The sequence below is a fragment of the Allocellulophaga tsushimaensis genome, from assembly GCF_055383085.1.
The window spans coordinates 2,815,669-2,836,981 of sequence record NZ_AP039451.1; the positions used below are offsets into that span (position 1 = coordinate 2,815,669).

At 29.8% G+C, this 21,313-nt stretch carries 20 protein-coding genes; 10 read left to right on the forward strand and 10 right to left on the reverse strand.

Annotation, left to right across the window (positions count from 1 at the left end; translation table 11 throughout):
- The first annotated feature begins 8 nt into the window (after nucleotides 1-8).
- The 5 genes from ACZ451_RS12205 (at nucleotide 9) to ACZ451_RS12225 (ending at nucleotide 8,511) form a co-directional block, all read left to right on the forward strand.
- The gene (locus ACZ451_RS12205; RefSeq protein ID WP_464212784.1) at nucleotides 9-2,477 is read left to right on the forward strand and encodes an ABC transporter permease; all 2,469 of its coding nucleotides are present in this window, start codon (nucleotides 9-11) and stop codon (nucleotides 2,475-2,477) included.
- Between the two features lie 96 nt (nucleotides 2,478-2,573).
- A complete protein-coding gene (locus tag ACZ451_RS12210) occupies nucleotides 2,574-4,883 on the forward strand; it encodes an ABC transporter permease (protein WP_464212786.1) in 2,310 nt (769 codons plus the stop codon).
- A gap of 20 nt (nucleotides 4,884-4,903) precedes the next feature.
- Nucleotides 4,904-7,309 carry an ABC transporter permease gene (locus tag ACZ451_RS12215; protein ID WP_464212788.1) on the forward strand — a complete coding sequence of 802 codons (2,406 nt, stop codon included), beginning with the start codon at nucleotides 4,904-4,906 and terminating at the stop codon, nucleotides 7,307-7,309.
- A 19-nt stretch (nucleotides 7,310-7,328) separates the two neighbouring features.
- A complete protein-coding gene (locus ACZ451_RS12220) occupies nucleotides 7,329-7,784 on the forward strand; it encodes a YybH family protein (protein WP_464212790.1) in 456 nt (151 codons plus the stop codon).
- Between the two features lie 61 nt (nucleotides 7,785-7,845).
- Nucleotides 7,846-8,511 carry an ABC transporter ATP-binding protein gene (locus tag ACZ451_RS12225; protein ID WP_464212792.1) on the forward strand — a complete coding sequence of 222 codons (666 nt, stop codon included), beginning with the start codon at nucleotides 7,846-7,848 and terminating at the stop codon, nucleotides 8,509-8,511.
- Between the two features lie 30 nt (nucleotides 8,512-8,541).
- Here ACZ451_RS12225 and ACZ451_RS12230 read toward each other — a convergent pair whose 3' ends face one another.
- The 7 genes from ACZ451_RS12230 to ACZ451_RS12260 all read right to left on the reverse strand — a co-directional run bounded on the left by ACZ451_RS12230 (nucleotide 8,542) and on the right by ACZ451_RS12260 (nucleotide 15,128).
- Nucleotides 8,542-8,775, reverse strand: a complete 234-nt coding sequence (locus tag ACZ451_RS12230) for a GTP-binding protein LepA (protein ID WP_464212794.1) — start codon at nucleotides 8,773-8,775, stop codon at nucleotides 8,542-8,544.
- A 135-nt stretch (nucleotides 8,776-8,910) separates the two neighbouring features.
- Nucleotides 8,911-10,245, reverse strand: a complete 1,335-nt coding sequence (locus ACZ451_RS12235; RefSeq protein ID WP_464212796.1) for a DUF58 domain-containing protein — start codon at nucleotides 10,243-10,245, stop codon at nucleotides 8,911-8,913.
- 23 nt (nucleotides 10,246-10,268) lie between these two features.
- Nucleotides 10,269-11,291, reverse strand: coding sequence for an AAA family ATPase (locus ACZ451_RS12240; RefSeq protein ID WP_464212798.1), 1,023 nt, complete (start codon nucleotides 11,289-11,291; stop codon nucleotides 10,269-10,271).
- A gap of 6 nt (nucleotides 11,292-11,297) precedes the next feature.
- Entirely contained in the window at nucleotides 11,298-12,515 is a 1,218-nt protein-coding gene (locus ACZ451_RS12245) for a DUF4350 domain-containing protein (protein WP_464212800.1), read from the reverse strand.
- Nucleotides 12,516-12,518: 3 nt separating this feature from the next.
- Nucleotides 12,519-13,223, reverse strand: coding sequence for a hypothetical protein (locus ACZ451_RS12250; RefSeq protein ID WP_464212802.1), 705 nt, complete (start codon nucleotides 13,221-13,223; stop codon nucleotides 12,519-12,521).
- A gap of 17 nt (nucleotides 13,224-13,240) precedes the next feature.
- Nucleotides 13,241-14,179, reverse strand: coding sequence for a hypothetical protein (locus ACZ451_RS12255; protein WP_464212804.1), 939 nt, complete (start codon nucleotides 14,177-14,179; stop codon nucleotides 13,241-13,243).
- Nucleotides 14,160-15,128 carry a stage II sporulation protein M gene (locus tag ACZ451_RS12260; RefSeq protein ID WP_464212806.1) on the reverse strand — a complete coding sequence of 323 codons (969 nt, stop codon included), beginning with the start codon at nucleotides 15,126-15,128 and terminating at the stop codon, nucleotides 14,160-14,162. Before ACZ451_RS12260 ends, ACZ451_RS12255 begins: the two co-directional genes overlap by 20 nt.
- A gap of 37 nt (nucleotides 15,129-15,165) precedes the next feature.
- Between ACZ451_RS12260 and ACZ451_RS12265 the strand changes: the two genes are divergently transcribed.
- Both ACZ451_RS12265 and ACZ451_RS12270 read left to right on the forward strand, forming a co-directional pair.
- Entirely contained in the window at nucleotides 15,166-15,888 is a 723-nt protein-coding gene (locus ACZ451_RS12265; protein ID WP_464212808.1) for an RDD family protein, read from the forward strand.
- Between the two features lie 5 nt (nucleotides 15,889-15,893).
- On the forward strand, nucleotides 15,894-16,505 hold the full coding sequence (locus ACZ451_RS12270) for a trimeric intracellular cation channel family protein (RefSeq protein WP_464212810.1): 612 nt from the start codon (nucleotides 15,894-15,896) through the stop codon (nucleotides 16,503-16,505).
- On the opposite strand, the gene ACZ451_RS12275 is transcribed toward ACZ451_RS12270, so the two are convergent.
- Nucleotides 16,495-17,211, reverse strand: coding sequence for a peptidylprolyl isomerase (locus ACZ451_RS12275; protein ID WP_464212812.1), 717 nt, complete (start codon nucleotides 17,209-17,211; stop codon nucleotides 16,495-16,497). The two genes, ACZ451_RS12270 and ACZ451_RS12275, sit on opposite strands and share 11 nt — an antisense overlap.
- Here ACZ451_RS12275 and ACZ451_RS12280 point away from each other — a divergent pair.
- Complete coding sequence (locus tag ACZ451_RS12280) at nucleotides 17,210-17,851, forward strand: NUDIX hydrolase (RefSeq protein WP_464212814.1); 642 nt, start codon at nucleotides 17,210-17,212, stop codon at nucleotides 17,849-17,851. The two genes, ACZ451_RS12275 and ACZ451_RS12280, sit on opposite strands and share 2 nt — an antisense overlap.
- Before the next feature lie 41 nt (nucleotides 17,852-17,892).
- A complete protein-coding gene (locus tag ACZ451_RS12285; protein ID WP_464212816.1) occupies nucleotides 17,893-18,699 on the forward strand; it encodes a lysophospholipid acyltransferase family protein in 807 nt (268 codons plus the stop codon).
- Here ACZ451_RS12285 and ACZ451_RS12290 read toward each other — a convergent pair.
- A complete protein-coding gene (locus tag ACZ451_RS12290; RefSeq protein WP_464212817.1) occupies nucleotides 18,696-19,349 on the reverse strand; it encodes a hypothetical protein in 654 nt (217 codons plus the stop codon). The two genes, ACZ451_RS12285 and ACZ451_RS12290, sit on opposite strands and share 4 nt — an antisense overlap.
- Nucleotides 19,350-19,359: 10 nt before the next feature.
- Entirely contained in the window at nucleotides 19,360-19,854 is a 495-nt protein-coding gene (locus ACZ451_RS12295; RefSeq protein ID WP_464212819.1) for an RNA polymerase sigma factor, read from the reverse strand.
- Nucleotides 19,855-20,019: 165 nt separating this feature from the next.
- Between ACZ451_RS12295 and ACZ451_RS12300 the strand changes: the two genes are divergently transcribed.
- On the forward strand, nucleotides 20,020-21,312 hold the full coding sequence (locus ACZ451_RS12300; RefSeq protein WP_464216924.1) for an NAD(P)/FAD-dependent oxidoreductase: 1,293 nt from the start codon (nucleotides 20,020-20,022) through the stop codon (nucleotides 21,310-21,312).
- Nucleotide 21,313 lies beyond the last annotated feature (1 nt).

Consider the following 21,313-nt stretch of genomic DNA (forward strand, 5'->3'; position numbering starts at 1 on the left):
TATAAATTATGATAGTACAACTGTTTAAGGTGATTTTTAGAAATATTGGTAGAAAGAAATTCTTGAGCTTCACCAAAATTTTAGGCTTAATAGTAGGCTTTACTGTTTTTATTTTCCTGATTGAAAAAATACAGTATGAAACGAATTACGACAAGTTTTGGGATAATTCTGGAGCTATCTATAGAGTTGCTTTAGATGTTACTTATGAGAATGGCGAAGAAGTGAAATCTGCAAAAAACTTTGGAGGATCGTCAGAGTTATTAGATGAAGAATTAGAGAGTATTATTTCTCATTGTAATATTGGAAAAGATGTAGTTACGGTTTTTAATGGGCCACAGCAGAAAATACAAGACGTGAATTTTGTTTGGAGTGATCCTACATTTTTTGAAGTATTTAACAGAAAAATTTTAGCCTCAAAAAGTACTTCCTTGCTTGAAAATATACATGGAGTTGCTATTTCAGAATCTTTTGCAAAAAAATTATATGGAAATGAAAATCCTTTAGGAAAAGAATTAAGCGTTAATGAAGGGTGGAAATATGTAGTGGACACAGTTTTTGAGGATATTCCAGACAATAGCCATTTAAAGATTGATATGGTAGGAACGTACAAAACCCTCTTCTACTATTTGCAAAATTTTGATAATAAAACGCAGTTATTAATAGATAATCCTAATTATACCTATCAGAAACCTACACCATATGCTGTTAACAGATGGCAATCTCCTGTAGAGTACCGCTCTTATTGTTATATAAAATTAGCAAAAAGAGCATCAATTGCTAGTATTCAAAAACAGCTGCCTACTTTACTTGAAAAGGTGGCGTTACCGCAAAAGCTTAAAGATGCCGATATGGATTTTATATTTCAGCCTGTAACTGATATCCATTTAAAATCTAAATTAGATCATGAAGCATTTACGAATGGTAATCTTACACAGGTTGTATTTCTTTTTATTATAATTATTGTTGTATTACTGGTATGTATCATCAATTTTATCAATCTAAATACTATTTCTACGATAGAAAATGCTAAAAATCATGCTATTAGAGTGCTGAATGGTGCTCGGTATAGAGAAGTATTTAGACTAATGTTTACAGAAAGTTTGTTCTTTAATCTTGTGGCTATAGGCGTTGCTACATTTTTAGCATATTATTTAATAGAATCACAGCTCTTGCTACACAAAATATCAACCTATAGTATGCTAATAGTAGCTAGTATTGGAGTTGTTGTTTCTTTTATGGCAAGTGGTCTCCCATTTCTATCTATAGTAAAGCATAAGGCTTTTTCTACGATAAGATCTGGAGGTCAAAAATTACATCAAAAATGGACTAGCCAAAAAATAATGGTGACTTTACAATTTTCGATCACTATTATACTGATTATCTCTACAATTGGGATCTACAAACAAATGAGGTTTATGATGGACAGGGATTTAGGTTTTAATGGTCGTGAAACCATATTTAGTTATACACCTATGACTATGAACCAACATCCAGAACTTTCTAGTAAACTAACTACCTTTAGAAATGAAGTAGCTGCTTTAGGAAGTGTTACTTCGTTCACTACAAGTTCTTCTATTCCAGGAAAACCAATCCATCGCCTTAATGATAAAGTGAAAGCTTTAGACGAAGAAATTCCATTCCCTGCTACTTTTAACCTGGTAAGTATTGATGATGGGTATGTAGATGTTTATGCAATTCCTTTGGTAGCAGGTGAAAATTTGAGAAATCAAGAAGACTGGAAATCAAATGAAATCCTGATTAATAAAAGCGCACTTTCAAAAATGAATATGATTAATGCCAATAACGCTATTGGCAAATCTATTACAATAGGAGAGCGGAATTATGAAATAAAAGGAGTGGTAGAAGATTATCATCACATATCATTGCATACGCCAGTTAGACCAACCATTTATCAACAAAATATTATATGGGATCACTCTGTGGGTTATTATTCGTTTCAAGTAAATACTAATGATATATCAAATACAGCGTCACAAATTGCAGCAATATGGAATCAATTATATCCTAAGGAAGAGTTTATTTTTAATTTTTCCAATGCAGCATTTGAAGCACAGTATCTACAGGATCAAAAATTCAGCCAAATACTAAGTTATTCAACCCTTTTAGCCTTACTAATATCATGCTTAGGCCTTTTAGGGGTAGCATTGTTTAATACAAAGAAAAGGAAGAAAGAAATTGGAATTCGAAAAGTAAACGGCGCTCAAATAAATCAAATACTTGTTACTCTTAATAGCGATTTTATAAAATGGGTAGTTATTGCTTACATTATTGCTTGCCCCATAGCATGGTATGCTTTAAACGAGTGGCTAGAAAGTTTTGCTTACAAAACCAGTATAAGTTGGTGGATATATGCATTAGCAGGTTTTATAGCATTAGTAATTGCTATTTCTTCTGTGAGTTGGTTAAGTTATAGAGCAGCCACTATAAACCCCGTTGAAGCTTTAAAAGAAGAGTAAAATCAATTAATCAAAAAAAATAAATGAATGCTTAAACACAACTTAAAATTGTTTTTTAGGAATATTAAAAGGTATAAAAGCACGTTTTTAATCAATTTGATAGGATTATCAACGGGTTTAACCTGTGTAATTTTAATTACACTTTGGGTGATTGATGAGCTTAAAGTAGACACTTTTCATGAGAATGATGCACAATTATACCAAGTTTGGAATGGTTTTACTACGCCAGAAGGAATTAGAGTATTAAGTTGGACTCCTCCTATGCTAGCAAAAACAATGCAAGAGCAATTGCCAGAAGTAAAATATGCTACAGCACAGACTTTACCAGAATGGTTTAAAGAGACACCACTAAAAGTTGACGAAAAAATCTATAAAGCCTCAGGAATTTTTGCCGAAAAAGATTATTTTAAAATATTCACCTATATATTATTAGAAGGAAGTAAAGAACAAGTTTTGACTGGCCTAAATAGTATTGTAATATCCGAGTCTTTAGCAAAACAACTTTTTGGTTCTACAAAAAATAGTATGGGTAAGGTTGTAGAATGGGATATTTTAAATACCAAAAGAAGTCATCAAGTAAGTGGCGTTTTTAAAGATGTGCCAGCTAATGGAACCACAAAATTTGATTTTATTCTACCCTTTAAAAATTGGGAAAATGCGATACTAAACGCAGGAGGTCAAATAGATTGGGTTACGAATAACCCAGCAACTTATGTGGTATTAGAAAATGGTACTGATGCAAAGGCTTTTGCATCGAAAATAAAAGACTTTTCTAAGCAACAAGATAAAGAGGTAAATGCAGACTTAATCATGACGCAATACTCTTCTAACTATTTATATGGAAATTTTATAAATGGAAAACAAGCTAGAGGAAGAATGAATTATGTATATCTTTTTTCTTTAATTGCCTTGTTTATTTTAGTAATTGCCTGTATTAATTTTATGAATCTTTCTACTGCTAATGCAACCAGAAGATTAAAAGAAATTGGTATAAAAAAAGTAATGGGTTCTAAAAGAAAATCATTGATTAGTCAATATTTTGGAGAGTCTATCCTAACGGCTTTTATATCATTTGGTATCGCTGTAGCATTAGTTAGTTTATGCTTACCAAAGTTTAATGAAATTACTGGTAAAAATGTTGCTATAACTATTTCTAGCCTTGGAATTTTGATTGTAGTAGTTTTGGGAACAGGTATTTTAGCGGGCAGTTACCCTGCATTACACCTTTCTCGTTTTAATGCATTAAAAGTGTTAAGAGGAAATATAAAAGGTTCTCTAAGCGAAGTATGGATACGTAAAGGTTTAGTTATTTTTCAATTTGCATTAAGTGTTCTTTTAATAGTTTCTGTTTTAGTAGTCTATCAACAAATAACTTTTGTGCAAACCAAAAGCCTAGGCTTGGATAAGGATAATATTATTTATTTTAATCAGGAAGGGAATTTAAAACAAAATTCTGAAGCTTTTTTAGAAGAAATTAAAACTATTTCTGGAGTAGTAAATGCAGCTACCACTACGCAAAATATTATTGGGACTGATATCAATACAACAGGAGGCTTGGTATGGAGTGCTAATGATGATAATCGTAAAAGCCGTTTTAATGAATTGCGAATAGGTCATGATTTTATTGAAACCATGCAAATGGAAGTGAAGGGGGGTAGAGCATTTTCAAAAGCCTTTGCCACAGATAGTACTGCAATTGTTTTTAATGAAACTGCCATTAAAGTAATGAATATAGAAAACCCAATAGGTAAAACTGTTCGTTATGGTGCTACGCAATATCACATTATAGGAGTATTAAAAGATTTTCATTTTAAATCTTTGCGAGAAGCTGTAACCCCAATGTTTTTTAGACTTGCCCCAAAAAATAGGTATTTACAATTTGCAGTTCGTATTCAAAAAGGTAAAGAAAGAGAGACTTTAACTGAAATTAATGCAGTCTATGAAAAGTTTAATCAAGGATATACATTTAATTACCAGTTTTTAGATACAGATTATCAAGCACAATACCAATCCGAATTACAGGCTGTCACGCTATCAAAATACTTTGCAGTTTTAGCTATCATCATTTCGTGCTTAGGTCTTTTTGGATTAACAATCTTTACCGCAGAGCGAAGAAAAAAAGAAATAGGAATACGAAAAGTTTTAGGGCAAAATGCCTTACAAGTTACCATGATGCTTTCGGGCGAATTTATAAAGTTAGTTTTAGTGGCAATCCTAATAGCTTTACCACTTGCTTATCTAATATCTAATGATTGGTTGTCTGGTTTTGCGTACCACGTTCCTTTACAGTTTTGGAATTTTGTTGGGGCAGGTATTTTGGCAATTCTGGTGGCAATTTTTACCGTTTCTAGTCATGCCATAAAAGCAGCAAATACTAATCCGGTAGAAGCATTAAGAGATGAATAATTAATCTAAAATTATAGTTTATGTATAAAAACTACTTAAAAATAGCAATAAGAAGCTTATATAAAAATAAAGTAAGTTCTATAATTAATAGTATTGGTTTGTCTTTAGGCATAATAGCCAGTATGGTGATTTTTATATTTGTTCAGTACGAATCTTCTTTTGATAGTTATCATGATAACGCTGATCAGAGTTATAGAATAGTTCAGCATACATCTTTATCCAATGAAACTTTATATTGGAATACTACAGCATATCCTTTAGCAGAAGCCTTGCGAAATGATTTTCCAGAAATAGAAAACGTAACTCAAATTTCTGGTCCAGTAAGTCGAACTTTTAAAGTTGAAGACCATCTAAAAAATACGAAACTTTTTGAGGAACCTAAAGTATTATTTGTAGACCCTTTTTATACACAGACCTTTAATGTAAAATGGCTGGCAGGAGATGCAAATACAGCACTTAAAGAAACTAATTCTGTTGTATTAACAGAACAATTGGTGCAAAAGTTTTTTAATAAACATAGTGATTATCAAAGTGTATTAGGCAAAACTATATACTTACAAAGTAAAGATCCTTTGTTGGTTACAGGAGTGGTAGAGCGTCCACTAGGGAATTCGGATCACCAATATAATATGCTAATTCCGTATGAATTCTTTAAAATTAATAACCCATATTTTACGGCAAATTGGTCAGGAAACTATCAAGGTTCCACTTTTGTGACTTTAAATAAAAATTCTGAACAGCATATTTTGGAATCTAAAATTGATTCATGGAAGAAAAAATACTTGAATAAAGAGGATGACAAACGTATCTCTTATAAGTTACAACCTTTAAAAGAAATGCATACTAGTACTTTATACGGTTCTAGTCCTGGAGGTTATATGATGCCTAAAAAAATATTGAATACTTCTATTGCCGTTGCAATTTTTATTCTTTTGTTGGCTATGGTTAATTTTATTAATCTTTTAACTGCAGAATCTAATGCTAGGTCAAAAGAAGTAGGGATGCGTAAGGTAATGGGGAGTAGTCGTATTAATTTGGTATTTCAATTTATTTTTGAGAACAGCTTAATCATTTTAATCGCTTTAATAGTTTCTGTTTTTGCAATTAAATATAGTTTAGATATTTTGAACAATTCGCTCACTATGATTTCTCTAAAACTCAAATTTGAATGGATTCATTATGGTATTACAGTTATTATCGGATTATGTACAGTACTTATTGCAGCGGTTTATCCTGCATTTGTTGTTTCGGCCTTTAAACCAGTTCAAGCACTAAAAAATAAAATGTATTCACCACCAAAGAAAGGGTTTAGTCTAAGAAAACCTTTGGTTACATTTCAATTTGTAATTGTACAATTATTCTTAATTGCTGCTATTGTAATGTATGTACAAATGAATTATTTTAAGCGAGGTGATTTAGGGTTTTCTAAAGAAGCAATAATAATGGTTGATGTGCCACAGACTGATAAATCTAAAGTTTTTAAAGAAAGATTATTAGCGGATAGCGGTGTCTCTAAAGTTACTTTTGGTTCTGGTCCTCCAATGGCCGTAAATGATTTTCAATTAGGTACCAATTATTGGTTGCCAGAACAATCTAAAAAAGAAGCTTATGAGGCCAAAATGAAAATTGGAGATCCTAATTATTTAAATTTTTATGATCTTAAGCTTTTGGCAGGGCGAAATTTCTATACTAATAAAGACAGCTTTGACGAATTTATAGTGAACGAAACTTTTTTAAAATCTTTTGGATGGACACCAGAATTGGCTATTGGTAAAAAAGTGCAAATAAATGAAGGAAAAGCTACTATTGTTGGTGTGGTGAAAGACTTTCATAATAATTCGCTACAATACAAGATTACACCTTGTGTTATTTTAAATTGGAATTATTATAAAAATAATGCTTTTATAAAATTATCTAAGGATAATAATTATAAGAATTTAGAGCTTATTGAAACTGTTTGGAAAGATACTTTTACCAATTCTCTATACGACTATAGTTTTTTAGATAAGGCTATTGAAAAAGAATATCTTGTAGAGAATTTTGTATTTCTAGCATTTCGCATTTTTTCAATATTGGCTATTGGTATAAGTTGTCTGGGTTTATTTGGACTAATGTCGTTTGTAATAACAAAAAAAAGAAAAGAAATTGGAATTCGGAAAGTATTAGGTGCTTCGTCCATACAAAACTTAACTGTTTTTATAAAAGAGTTTACAATACTGGTGGTATTAGCTTTTATGATTTCTGCACCTACAGGGTATTATTTTGTAAATAGATGGTTAGAGAGTTTTACATATAGAATTGAGTTGTCTTTTTGGATGATTTTGCTTGGCGGCCTCATTACATTTTTAATTGCTTTTTGTATCAGTAGCTTCCAATCATTGAAGGTTTCAATGGCAAATCCAATACATGTACTAAAAGAAGAATAATAACTAAGAGATATAAGAAATGAGAAATTTTATAGCGTTTGTATTACTGTGTTTTATAACCCAAATTGGGTTAGCTCAAAATTATATTGGCAATGAAAAAGGTATTGAAGTTATTTTATCTAATACAAAGAAATTCTCTTCGTATGTGATGGACTCAAATTATGAAGCAATAGGAAACTGTTACACAAAAGATGGTAAAATATTTCCTAATAGAAGAGATATTATAGAAGGGCGTAAGGACGTTACTGCGTATTGGGTAGTTCCAAAAGGTGTTCGTATATCACATCATAAAGTTATGCCACAAGAAATTAAAATTATTGGAAATGAAGCCTATGATTATGGTTATTATGAAGGTATTACGGTTACAGCAGATGGTAAAGAAGTGCCTTGGAAGGGTAAGTATGTGATCATTTGGCGAAAAGTAGGTTCTGATTGGAAAATTTATCTGGATATCTGGAACAGTATTCAAGGTTAAAAGTATACTAAAATTTATATAATCGATGTTAGACATGCTCTAACATATAAAATAATTAACAATGTTATTAGAATTAAAAAATATTTTTAAATGGGTTAATTCTGGAGGGCAACGGGTCTTCTTATTAAAAGATATTAATCTAGAAGTAGAAGAAGGCGAGTTTATTTCTATAATGGGACCTTCCGGTTCCGGGAAATCAACTTTACTTAACGTTATTGGTATGTTAGATGCCTTTGATGAAGGAGAGTATCATTTTCTGGATGAATCTGTACATACTTTAAAAGAAAAACACAGAGCCAATTTGTATAAAGAATATATTGGGTTTGTTTTTCAGTCGTATCATTTATTAGATGAACTTACAGTACAAGAAAATCTGGAAATGCCTTTGTTGTATAAAAAATATAAAAGTGCAGAACGTAAAGCAATGGTAGCTGATATGCTAGACAGGTTTAATATTGTAGGTAAAAAAGACCTTTTTCCTGCGCAACTTAGTGGTGGTCAACAGCAATTAGTAGGAGTAGCGAGAGCATTAATTGCCAATCCTAAGCTAATATTAGCCGATGAACCTACAGGTAATTTAAATTCTGCGCAAAGTGAAGAAATTATGGAACTTTTTCAAAAATTAAATAGTGAAGGAGTTACTATTATTCAAGTCACGCATTCCGAAAAAAATGCTGCCTATGGTTCAAGAATTATTAACTTATTGGATGGAAGGAAAATAAGGTAATAAAGACTATTAATTTTAAAAAAAATATGCTTAGCCTTTAAAAACTTCTGTTTTTATAACTTCTACAGAAATATCATCAATAGCAGCATTAAAATTAATCCCACTAATAAGATTAAAAAAATGCATGGCTCTTTCTCGCTTAATTTTTCCGGTGAGCATTTCTAAATCGATATCACCACCTTCTTGTTGCCAGGTAAAACAAGAATATTCTTGTATTTGTATAACACGGTGGGTTGTTTTGTATTCAGCAATATAAGTAGTCATTATTTTGGGGAAATTTTTATGAGTCTAACGTATAATTTTAAATGTAATAATCCATACATAAAACTATAGTTTTATTTTAATATTGTATATTTTCATTAAAAGTTATCTACAATAATGCTACTAGTTTTTCACAAATTAAATTAAACCTCTTGCTTTAATTTCTAAATATTTATTGATGGTGTTTATGGTTAAATCCTCAGGTTTTGTAAGTATGGTTTGTATGCCGTATTTTCGGAGTTCGTTTACTATAAGTTTTTTCTCATAGATAAATTTTTCTGCTATGGTTTGTTCAAAAATTTGATAAGTAGTTTTTGCTTTATTTTTAATGAATTTTTCTAATTCCGTATTTTCAAAAAATATAACAACTAAAAGGTGTTTTTTGGCTATAGATTGTAAATAAGGGAGCTGTCTATGCAAGGCATCTAAAGTTTCAAAATTGGTATATAATAATAAAAGACTGCGTTGGTTTAAATTTCTCTTAATATCTATGTATAATCTACTATAATCACTTTCTATAAAATCTGTTTTTAAGTTATAAAGAGTTTCTAATATTAGATTCATTTGAGCACTTCTTCTTTGAGCAACAATTCTATTTTCTATTGCATTACTAAAAGCAAACATACCAGCTTTATCATGTTTTTTTAAAGCGATATTACTAATTACTAAAGTTGCATTTATGGCATAATCTAAAAGGCTTAATTCCTTAAAAGGCATTTTCATAACTCTACCTTTGTCAATTACAGAATAAATGGGTTGCGATTTTTCATCTTGGAACTGGTTTACCATGAGTTGACTTTTTTTGGCAGTGGCTTTCCAGTTAATATTTCTGATGTCATCACCTTGGATATAATCTTTTATTTGCTCAAATTCCATTGTATTTCCAATACGACGTATTTTTTTTAAACCAGTTTCAAAAAGTTTATTTGTAAATGCGATGAGATCATATTTTTGAAGTTGTAAAAATGATGGATATACAGGGATTTCTATATTGTTATTAAAAGTATACTTTTTTGAAAGTAAACCTAAAGGAGATTTAGAAAATATATTTAGGTTGCCAAATGAATATAACCCTCGTTCTACGGGACGTAAATCGTATGTAAACTGTTTTTCTTTACCCTTAGTAATTTTTGTTTCAATTTTAAAATTTCGTTTTTGGAATTGATGAGGAATTTCATCTAAAACTTTTATAGAAGCAGTAAAAAAATAATTGTTCTGTATTATTATTTGTATTTTATTTGGATCACCATTAGATAATTTTTTTGGAAGAATACGTTGAGCCTTGATGTTATTTTTTGAGGCATGGATGAGTATTAAATCGACTAGAACAAATAAGCAAAATAAATAAAATAAGATTTTTATAGCGCCAAAAAGATTTTGATACACATAAGAAAATATAAAAGCTATGATTAGTCCTGTTAAGATGATGAAAAATCGCTTTTCTAGATAACTATTTTTTAATAGTTTTTTCATATTCTAATATTTGTATATGATTTTTATCTTGGAACTTCAATGGTTTCTACAATTTGCGTCACTATCTTTTTAGCTGTTAAGCCTTCCATTTCCCTTTCAGGTGTTAGTATAATTCTATGCACTAAAATTGGAAAACAAACCTTTTTTATATCATCTGGAGTTACAAAATCTCGTCCATTGATAGCAGCTAAAGCTTTGGATGCTTCCATAATAGCTATAGATGCTCTAGGTGAAGCTCCTAAATAAAGATTTGCATTTGTTCTTGTATTATTTACTATAGCAGCTATGTATTTAATAAGATTATCCTCTACAATAATATCTTTAATGATACTTTGGTATTCTTCAATCTGTTCAGAAGATAAAATAGATGTTATAAGAGATTCAACATTCTTGGTTTTTTGTCGGTGTTTATTTTCTAGAATTAGAATTTCTTCTTCTAATGTAGGGTAATCTACATTTATTTTGAATAAAAAACGATCTAATTGTGCTTCTGGCAAACTATAAGTTCCTTCTTGCTCTACCGGATTTTGTGTAGCAAATACTAGAAACGGAGGTTTCATAGGATATTCAACACCATCTATTGTAATTTGTTTTTCAGCCATAGCTTCAAACAAAGCGGCTTGCGTTTTTGCTGGAGCTCGGTTTATCTCGTCAATTAAAATAACATTAGAAAATATAGGTCCTTTTTTAAATTCAAATTCAGAAGTTTTTACATTAAATATAGAAGTGCCTAGGATATCACTTGGCATCAAATCTGGGGTGAATTGAATTCTACTGAAATCTACTTTTATGGTTTTAGCTAATAATTTTGCTGTAACTGTTTTTGCAACACCAGGAACACCTTCTATTAAAGAATGTCCATCAGCCAGAATTGATATAATAAGAAGTTCTATCATGTCATGCTGACCAATAATAACTTTACTCAATTCAGATTTAATTTGCAAGATAGATTCTTGTAATTTAGATAAATCTATTCTGTTTTTAAATTCTAAATTATTTTGCTCTTGATTTTGGACATGCTCCTGATCTTTATGTTCTTCTTCCATATAATTTTATTGCTTAAATAAGTTTATTTTTTTATTTAATTCGATAACATCAATTTCTGTATGATAATTTTTATTTTTCAGTTGAATGATAGTATCTACTAAAGTTTTTGTTTCTTGATATGTTTTTCCTGATTTAGCAGCTAAATCTTTAGCTGTTTTTTCATTTATAGTACTAGTATCTAAATAATAATGCGTTCTTACAAAAGCTAATAAGTAATTTATTTTTTTTGTAATAATATCTGTATAATCCTTGTGTTGATAGTATAAACTACCAACAGTTTTAGCAAATTCAATAGATGAGTTTTCCAGTGGTTTTACTACAGGTATGATACGTTGTTCTCTTTTGGCTTTAAAAATAAAGAATAGTAATACACCAATAATACACAGATAATATGCCCATTTTAATGAGATTTGGTTTAATGCATATCGCAATGGTGATTTTATAACAATACGGCCTGATTTTTTATAATTATCCCAATGAATTAAGGGCGTTTTTTCTAAATAAGACAATGTATTTGAAACATAGTTTTGATTGTTTTTTATAATATAATAATTGCTAAATGCTTCAGGGGTTGTGTTGATGTAAAAAGTACCTTTTCCAAATGTAACCTTAATAAAGTTAGGTTTAGAAAAAGTACCTTCATCTTCTTCGTTTTCAAGGAGGTTATTTTTTGTAGTATATTTTAAATGTCCTAATATAACTGTATTTGCAGTATCTACACTTGTAAAATAACTTCTGTAAATACCTTTCTGATACAAAAATTTATCATTTTGAAAATTTTTGTTAGTTAATGATAAACTAAGAGAATCTTCTATTACATTATAGTTTGTTTTTGTTTCTATGTTTAGTGTATCCGCTAATAAGTTGCTAATGTGCCTTGAGGCAATAAATGTGTCATTGCCATCACTTACATAATCTAATAGTTCTGTAGTTTCTTGTTCATCAAAATAAACCCCATCATTTATAAAAATATAATTAGATTTTTCATCTTGTTCTCTGTAAGCTAATGCTTCATAAGGTGTTTCATTAATTGGAGTAATTTTACTTTCAGAAAATAGTGTCGGTAATTCATTAAATAATATAAAACACCCAAAAGGTATTTTATCTGTATTGGTATAAGAGTTTTTCCAGTTTATGGGCTTAGGGCGTACAATTTCAGTAACAATGATGCCTATTAGTACAATAGAAAAGATGGCGATAATTATTTTAGAACGTTTATCCAAGGCTTAGTGTAAATTATTTTTGAGATTTATGAATTTTAGTTCTACGCTTTTATAATTTTGTTCATTAATATTTTGTTCTCCATACCATATATAATCATATAAATAAGAGACTTCTGAAAACAATTTTTTGATGGTGGGGATTGTAATTTCTCTTTCATAGTCAGAATTTGTTTTTTCATAATTCCATTCTATAACTTCTTTTTGAGATAAAGATTTTAAAACTCTCATATATTGATACCGAATGGCTAAACGAAAATCTTTTTCCTCTAATGCTTTATTAATCAATGCATCTAAATCTATATTTTTTATATGATTTTCTGATAAATTAAAATCTATAATATTGGCAGATTTTTTTGTGAATATAGAGGATACATTTTCGTTTATGATAAATCTTATTAAAAGATATATCACTAAACCACCCATAAGTATATATATAAAATACTCAAAAATGGTTAATAATGCCGGATTTATACTCCACCCAAACGTATTTTTTAAACCTTTAGATATCCAATTTAGAAAGCGAGCTAATAAGTTTTGCGCTTCCCCATCTTTAATGTCATAGTTATATTCATTTCCAGTATACTTCTTTTTAAAATCATCTTTAAAAGAACGTTTTTCAAGTACTGTAGTTTTATCTTCTTTTAATACTAAGGAATCTGCTTTTTGTTGAGAAAACCCAATACAAAAAACAAAAATGAATATGGTCAAAAGTTGAATTTTAGTCACTAGTCTTTTTTTCCGATTTCTTCTATTTTACTTCTAGTATTTATATTGTATTCCTTTTCATAAAGTGAATAATATAAAATTCCATTAACAAATTGTGATAATGATTGCATAAATACCATTAATATAAGTACTATGCAGGTGCCTAATGTATAGATAATCGTTGGTATAATAGATGTTGTAACATCAACACTATTTTCTACTACATGATAAGAGTAAATACCAACTAATACTGAGGGGATAATTAATACTACAATAAATAAAATACCATTTAATAGCCCTAAAATAAAATTTACACCAACAGATTTCCAATAGTTTTTTGTAACTAAATTCCAACCTTCACCTAAAGCATCAGTCACAGTAGCTTTTTTATGTATTAAATAAATAAAAGAAACGCCACTCCATGCGTTTATAGAAAACTGTAATATGTATTGGGCAATTGAGCCTAATATTGGAATTATAGCAAATATGATACTTACAATTCCAAAACCAAAATAAATTAAGAAAAGTAAAAGTATAAAAAGGAAAATTTTCCCTAAGTTTTGTTTGCAAAGATTCCAAACTTCTTTTTTATCAAAATTAGATCCTTTAACTTCTTCATATTTTATTAAATAGGAGGCTGCTAAACTATAATTTAAGATACTAACAATTATAAAAATGATAAAAAATAATATTCCTCCACCAATAAAATAATAGATATAATCATCATCAGGCCTATCACCTATAGGACTATTTTGATAAGTAATTAAACCTATAAAACCAGATACTAATAAATAACTTACAATAAGTAATCCAATCAGAAAAATACCGTTATAACTTAAAAATATATTCGTAAATTTTTTAATATTTTGTTTTAAAAAGTCAAAATAAATACTAATAATTTCACCGAAATCTCTATTTATTTTAAGTTCTAAGTAATTTTTAGTTTGGTTTGGTTGCATTTAGTTTATTTAATAAAATTGGATAAAATAGGTAATAGAATATAATTAACAGTAAAGAAGAACCGATTATAAAAAAAGCTAACCAATTTGGCATATTAGAGTAGCGAGTAATAAACCCTTCTATAAAACCTGCGATAATAAAAAATGGAATAGTACTTACTACTACTTTTAGGCCATCTTTTGCTCCTTTCATAAAAGATGTTTTTCTTGAAAATGTTTTTGGAAATAAAATACTATTTCCCATAATAAGCCCCGCACATCCTGCTATAATAATAACAGATATTTCTATTGTGCCATGCAGCCATATTTGTTTGTTAGCTTCAAAAAAAACTCCTTTAGTGTAAAAAAAAGTTATAAATGCTCCTAACATAATACCATTGCTAAATAAAACATAAGCTGTTCCAATACTTGCAATAACTCCAAATGCAAAAGCTATAAATGCTACTCTAATATTATTTATTGTTATTCCTAAAAAGGAACCTATTTCACTTCCTCCTTTATAAATAGCAGTAGGATCTCCATTTGCAATATTATTTAAAGTTTCGTTTACATATGCATCTCCAAGAATTAATCGAACAAATGAAGAATCATTAAGAGCAGATAAAGAACCTATAATAGTAGCTACAATAAAAATTAAGAAGGCAATTCCTAATGTTTTATGATATTGGACAAAAAAAAGAGGGAATTCTATTTTCCAAAAATTAATAACTCTATTACTATTCTCTTTTTTATTTTTATATATTTTTTGATGCGCTTGCGATGCTAATGAATTTAAATACAATAAAGTTTTACTTTCTGCGTAATAAGTTTGTGCATAAGCTAAATCATTAGTTAATTGTATATAGCCATCAGCTAATTCATCTGGAGTAAGATTAGAATTAAAAGTTATTGCTTTTTCAAAAGCAATCCATTTTTCCTTATTTTGCTTCACAAAAGCAGCTTCGCGCATAAAATTATAAATATAAAGACATAAAAATAAGATTAAAATGTACAACCTTCAAATCAATACCACACAAAATGTAAATTTAGACTATACTATTGTTAGTATTGGAGAAAGAATTCTCGCTTTTTTAATAGACTTATTTATTATATACATTTATTCTTTATTAGTAGACTTAATTGGAGATGCTATAGGTTATGTGTACGAGGATCGTTGGACACAAAGAGGTTTAGTTGGTCTAGTTTTTCTCCCTGGTATGTTCTATAGTTTATGGACTCAAAGCCTATTTAATGGACGTACTGTGGGTAAAATGTTGCTTAAAATGCGTGTTGTTAGAGTTGATGGTTCACCAGTACATTGGTCTAATTACTTGGTTAGATGGATGCTTAGATTAGTTGACATATGGATTTTTGTAGGATCAATAGGAATATTGTCGATCTTATTCTCTGAGAGAAAACAACGTGTAGGCGATTCAGCTGCAGGAACAGTAGTTATTAGTACTAAAAATAAAACTAAAGTTTCTCATACAATATTAGAAGATGTGCAAGAAAATTATAGCCCTATATTTACTAATGTCACTTTACTTAGTGATAAAGATGCTCGTTTGATAAAAGATACTTATGAAATTGCAATAAAAAGTAATGATTTTAAAACGTTGAAAGTGCTAAGGAATAAAATTGAAAGTGTTTTAGAGACGAAATCTGAGTTTTATGACAAACAATATATAGATACCGTTTTAAAAGACTACAGCTATTATACACAACAGTAAGCTTTATGTTTTATCTTATCATTGATATTTTAGGAACAATAGCTTTTGCCATATCTGGAGTATTGGTGGCTATGGATAAAAAATTAGATTTCTTTGGTGTTTTTATCATAGGATCTGTAACTGCAATTGGTGGTGGAACTTTAAGAGATCTTTTATTAGGGAATACACCCGTTTTTTGGTTAAATGAAACGATCTATTTCGTTACTATATTTTGTACAGTAGTATTTGCAATTATTTTTAGAGCCAAACTAAAATATTTACGCAAGTCTTTATTTCTTTTTGATAGTATAGGTTTAGGTTTATATACCATGGTTGGTTTGCAAAAGGCATTAGCGCTTGATTTAAGTCCAATAATGTGTATTCTTATTGGAACTATAACAGCAAGTTTTGGAGGAGTAATTAGAGATATATTATGTAATGAAATCCCAGTAATTTTTAGAAAAGAAATTTATGCTATAGCCTGTATAATAGGAAGTGTAGGTTATTTTTTATTAGAAAAACTACCTATTGATAATACATATGCATATAGTGGTGGTATTATTACCATCATTGCAATTAGGCTTTTAGTAGTCCATTTTAAAATTGCATTGCCTAATATTTATAGGGTTAACGAATAACTTCTGCTTTTAGAATAAAAACATTGCTTTTAGGCCAATCACCTTGATCTACAGGAACATTATTAATCTTATCAACAACATCCATACCCCTAATTACTTTTCCAAAAGGCGTATAATCTCCATCTAAATGATAGGAGCCAGGTTTAGTCACTACAATAAAAAACTCATAGGGAGATGCAAGTTTATGCGGGTTGTCTATTTCGCCACTCGGCATAGAAATTACGCCTCTATGATGTTTATGCCCCTTTCTAGTATCAGGCGGTAATAAATATCTGCCTATTTCTCTTCGTTTTTTGCCAGTTTCTCGAGTATCTGAGTTACCCCCTTGAATAATAAAATTCTTTACTACTCTATGAAACATGGTACCATTAAAATATCCTTTTTTAGTAAGGTAGATAAAGTTTGCTCTATGATAAGGCACATTATCAAAAAGTTTAATAACAAAGCTTCCGTGGTTAGTTGTAATTTTAACAGTGTTTTCGGTAAGGGTTTTTTCATATTCAAAGAAAAATTCAATAGCATTATCTTCTGTTAATCTAAAAGGTTCTTCTTTTTTTTTAATTTCTACAGGATCTATAACTACTTTGTTTTCTATATTAGGAGCATCACTAGTTTCTATAATTTCTTTTCTTGGAGTATCTTTACATGCGCTAGTACTTAGGATACAAATAAAAATCCCAACAAAAAATAATTTAAAAGTATTCATGAATTTTGATGTTTTTACTAAACGAATTTCAAAAATAGAAAATCTACCGCTACCTGGAGAAGCTTCTCATTATAAAATGGCTCCGTTATCTAGAAAAGAAGAGTTAAGAGGAATAGATTTTAGTACTAAAAAACCCAAAAAAGCTGCTGTTTTATCACTCTTTTATCCTAGTGAAACAGGGCAGACCAATTTACTTCTTATTTTACGTAAGACATACAAAGGTGTACACTCTAACCAAGTGGCATTTCCTGGAGGAAAACCAGAAAAACAAGATGCTAATTTATTAGAAACTGCATTACGAGAAACCTATGAAGAAGTTGGTGTTAAATCTGATGCCATACAAATTGTAAAAACACTAACAGATATTTATATTCCTCCAAGTAATTTTCAAGTAAGACCATATATTGGTTTATATCCTGATCCTTTGCCATTTAAAAAACAAGAAGATGAAGTAGCCGAAATCATTGAAGTCTCTATCTTGGATTTTATGAATGATGCATTTGTTTTGCATGAAAAAATTACAACCTCTTACGCTACAAATATGGAAGTACCTATCTTTAAATTAAATGGTTATACAGTTTGGGGCGCTACCGCAATGATGTTGAGCGAAGTAAAAGAACTATTAAAACAAGTACTATAGCCTCATAATTTTTGTATTTTTGGCAAGTTAAATTAGCATGAATGAAATTATTTAAAGAAAATCCATTCGGTCATATTTTATTTCTCAAAAAATGGGTAATTAGAATATTGGCTGTAATTTCCCATAAACGTTATAAAGGATTTAATACTTTAGAGATAGAAGGAGCAGAAATTATTAGAAATCTACCAGAGGAAAATGTACTTTTTGTAAGTAATCATCAAACCTATTTCGCAGATGTAGTGGCCATGTTTCATGTTTTTAATGCTAGTTTAAGTGGTAGAGACAATACCATAAAAAATATTGGTTATATCTGGAAGCCTAAATTAAATATGTATTATGTTGCAGCTGCGGAAACAATGAAACAAAGCTTGCTTGCAAAAATAATGGCATATGCAGGTTCTGTTAGTGTAGAACGTACTTGGAGATCCGAAGGTAAAGATGTAAATCGTCAAGTAAAAATGAGCGATATTTCTAATATAGGAAAAGCTTTAGAAGACGGTTGGGTCATCACTTTTCCACAGGGAACAACTACACCGTGGAAACCGCTTCGAAAAGGAACGGCACATATCATCAAAAAATACAAACCACTAGTTGTACCAGTTGTAATAGATGGTTTTAGACGCTCTTTTGATAAAAAAGGATTGCGTGTTAAGAAAAAAGGAATCTTACAGTCTATGGTTATAAAAGAACCGTTAGATATTAATTATGAAGAAGAGTCTTTTGAAGAGATTATAGAAAAATTAGAATATGCTATAGAGCAACACCCTTCTTTTTTAAAAGTATTGACCAAGCAACAAATCCAAGAGATAGAAGAAGAAAACGAATCACGCCGATGGAGTGCAGACTAAACTTCTATTTTTTGCAATTCATTGTAATTCCTTTTTAGTTTTTTGAGTAAAATACCATAAAGTAAGAAATACACAAGCCCCATTAAAGAAGTAATTGAAATGCCAACAATAATAATAATAGCTGAAAAGATAAGTTTAGTTTTATTAATGTTTTCAGTGGCTATCTCAGTATCTGCTCCTATTACCTCTAAAAAGCCAGTGAAGTCTGAACTAAAGTAAATTCCAAAAGCAAAAACAGTAAAGTTTATAATTATTGAGGATAAAGAAAAGAGCACATAATGTTTTACCGTTTTCCTTGTTTTTAAAATTTTAGCCATTAAATTTTTAGCATTTTCTAAAACAGAAATTTCTTTATAACGGGTATAAAATTGGTATATAAAATAGATAATAACACTATATTGTATAATGTTTAAACTAAGTATTATATTACCAATATTTAATGTGCGGTACATTTTAAAACCTTCCCATGTAGAAGGCAAGAGGTATAATAGGTGTGGCAGTGTAAATTCAATAATACTAATAATAAAAATCCATTTTACTAAAGAAGATGATTTTTTCCATAGCATATTATTAATATCATTATAAGATACTTTTGGATGATTCTCCTCTTTTTTTTGCCAATCTTTTTTTAATAATTCTAATTCATCCATCATAATACGCTTATGGATTTAATATTGTTCTTAATTTTGTTTTCACTCGATTCATCTTTACCCTAGCATTTACTTCAGAAATACCTAAGGTTTCAGAGATTTGAGTGTAATTTTTATCTTCTAAGTATAAGAAAACAAGCGCTTTATCTATGTCGTTAAGCTGCTTTACGGCCTTATACATTAATTTTAATTGTTGTTCCTGTGTTTCATCATACTCATCAGCTTTTATTTTAAACAGAACTGCATCATAATCTTGCGTTTTTATAGTTCTCTTAGACTTTCTGTATAAAGTAATAGCCGTATTTAAAGCTACGCGATACATCCAGGTACTAAATTTAGAATCTCCTCTAAATTTAGGATACGCTTTCCATAACTGTATGGTAATTTCCTGAAACAAATCATTATGCGCTTCTCTATTATTAGTATATAAGGTACACACTTTATGAACAATATTTTGATTGCTCTCCAATAATGTCACAAAGTTGTGTTCCAGGTCTTTACTCACGTTTTTGTTTGGTTGTTTGCCTATAAGTATAAAAAAATAACAAGTTGTTACAGTTTTTACGCTAAAAAAATAAAAAATATTTAAAAACGTCTAAATATAGAAGAAAATAGATGCTTCTTTATGTAAGGTGTTTTTGATTGCTTAATTTTGATATTAATGAGTGCAATGAATATTCCAAGAACAAGTTTTAAAAGAATTGTAATAATTGGCGGTGGTTTTGCAGGTATTTCTTTAGCAAAGGAATTGAGTAAAAAAGAAGTCCAAGTGGTACTTTTAGATAAGCATAATTACCATACCTTTCAACCATTATTATATCAAGTATCTACTGGAGGATTAGAGCCCGACTCAATAGCCTATCCTATTCGTAAAATATTAAAAGATTACCCTAATTTTTTCTTTAGACTAGCTGAGGTTAAAAAAATTAGTTCAGATACAAATACTTTAGAAACTAATATAGGAGCTATAACCTATGATTATTTGGTTTTGGCAACGGGTTCAGAAACCAATTTTTTTGGTAATAAAGCTATTGAGACACATGGAATGACGATGAAATCCGTCCCAGAATCTTTAAATTTAAGAAGCCTTATTCTCGAAAATTTTGAGCAAGCCTTATTAACGGATGATTTACATGAACGAGATGCTTTAATGAATTTTGTTATTGTAGGTGGTGGGCCTACAGGCGTAGAATTAGCAGGAGCATTAGCTGAAATAAAAAAAGGAATTCTTCCAAAGGATTATCCAGATTTAGATACAAGAAGAGCTCAGATAAATTTAGTGCAATCCGGCAATCGTATTTTAAAAGAAATGAGTGAAAAAGCTTCTAAAAAAGCAGAAGATTTTTTAGAGAGCTTAGGAGTACAAGTTTGGAAAAATACACGAGTAAAAAGCTATGATGGTAAGCTAGTAACCACAGAAACAGACTTATCATTTAAGTCTGCTACTTTAGTTTGGGCTGCTGGTGTTAAAGGTGCTACAATTTCAGGCTTAGATGCCAAAGATTTGCTTATGCGAGGAAACCGTATACAGGTTAATGAATACCATCAGGTTATTGGGCATGATACTATTTTTGCAATAGGAGATGTAGCTGGTATGGAAACAGAAAAATTTCCATGCGGGCACCCTATGATGGCGCAACCCGCTATTCAACAAGGGAGAAATTTAGGGCATAATCTTATGCAATTATTAGAAGGAAAACCTTTAAAAGCTTTTGTGTATAGAGATAAAGGAAGCATGGCAACTGTTGGTAGAAATAAGGCAGTGGTTGATATGAAGCGTTTCAAGTTCCAAGGAATTTTTGCTTGGTTTGTTTGGATGTTTGTACACCTATTCTTTTTAATAGGTTTTAGAAACCGAATGATTGTATTTGTAAATTGGGTATATAATTATATTCGTTTTGATAGAGAAGCTAGATTAATCATAAGACCTTTTAAAAGAGATTATTCTAAATTTAAAAATTAGA

Coding starts and splice junctions, on each gene's coding strand:
- ACZ451_RS12205 (WP_464212784.1), top strand. CDS start 9: ATGATAGTACAACTGTTTAAGGTGATTTTTAGAAATATTGGTAGAAAG.
- ACZ451_RS12215 (WP_464212788.1), top strand. CDS start 4,904: ATGTATAAAAACTACTTAAAAATAGCAATAAGAAGCTTATATAAAAAT.
- ACZ451_RS12220 (WP_464212790.1), top strand. CDS start 7,329: ATGAGAAATTTTATAGCGTTTGTATTACTGTGTTTTATAACCCAAATT.
- ACZ451_RS12225 (WP_464212792.1), top strand. CDS start 7,846: ATGTTATTAGAATTAAAAAATATTTTTAAATGGGTTAATTCTGGAGGG.
- ACZ451_RS12230 (WP_464212794.1), bottom strand. CDS start 8,775: ATGACTACTTATATTGCTGAATACAAAACAACCCACCGTGTTATACAA.
- ACZ451_RS12235 (WP_464212796.1), bottom strand. CDS start 10,245: ATGAAAAAACTATTAAAAAATAGTTATCTAGAAAAGCGATTTTTCATC.
- ACZ451_RS12240 (WP_464212798.1), bottom strand. CDS start 11,291: ATGGAAGAAGAACATAAAGATCAGGAGCATGTCCAAAATCAAGAGCAA.
- ACZ451_RS12255 (WP_464212804.1), bottom strand. CDS start 14,179: ATGCAACCAAACCAAACTAAAAATTACTTAGAACTTAAAATAAATAGA.
- ACZ451_RS12260 (WP_464212806.1), bottom strand. CDS start 15,128: ATGCGCGAAGCTGCTTTTGTGAAGCAAAATAAGGAAAAATGGATTGCT.
- ACZ451_RS12265 (WP_464212808.1), top strand. CDS start 15,166: ATGTACAACCTTCAAATCAATACCACACAAAATGTAAATTTAGACTAT.
- ACZ451_RS12270 (WP_464212810.1), top strand. CDS start 15,894: ATGTTTTATCTTATCATTGATATTTTAGGAACAATAGCTTTTGCCATA.
- ACZ451_RS12280 (WP_464212814.1), top strand. CDS start 17,210: ATGAATTTTGATGTTTTTACTAAACGAATTTCAAAAATAGAAAATCTA.
- ACZ451_RS12275 (WP_464212812.1), bottom strand. CDS start 17,211: ATGAATACTTTTAAATTATTTTTTGTTGGGATTTTTATTTGTATCCTA.
- ACZ451_RS12285 (WP_464212816.1), top strand. CDS start 17,893: ATGAAATTATTTAAAGAAAATCCATTCGGTCATATTTTATTTCTCAAA.
- ACZ451_RS12290 (WP_464212817.1), bottom strand. CDS start 19,349: ATGGATGAATTAGAATTATTAAAAAAAGATTGGCAAAAAAAAGAGGAG.
- ACZ451_RS12300 (WP_464216924.1), top strand. CDS start 20,020: ATGAATATTCCAAGAACAAGTTTTAAAAGAATTGTAATAATTGGCGGT.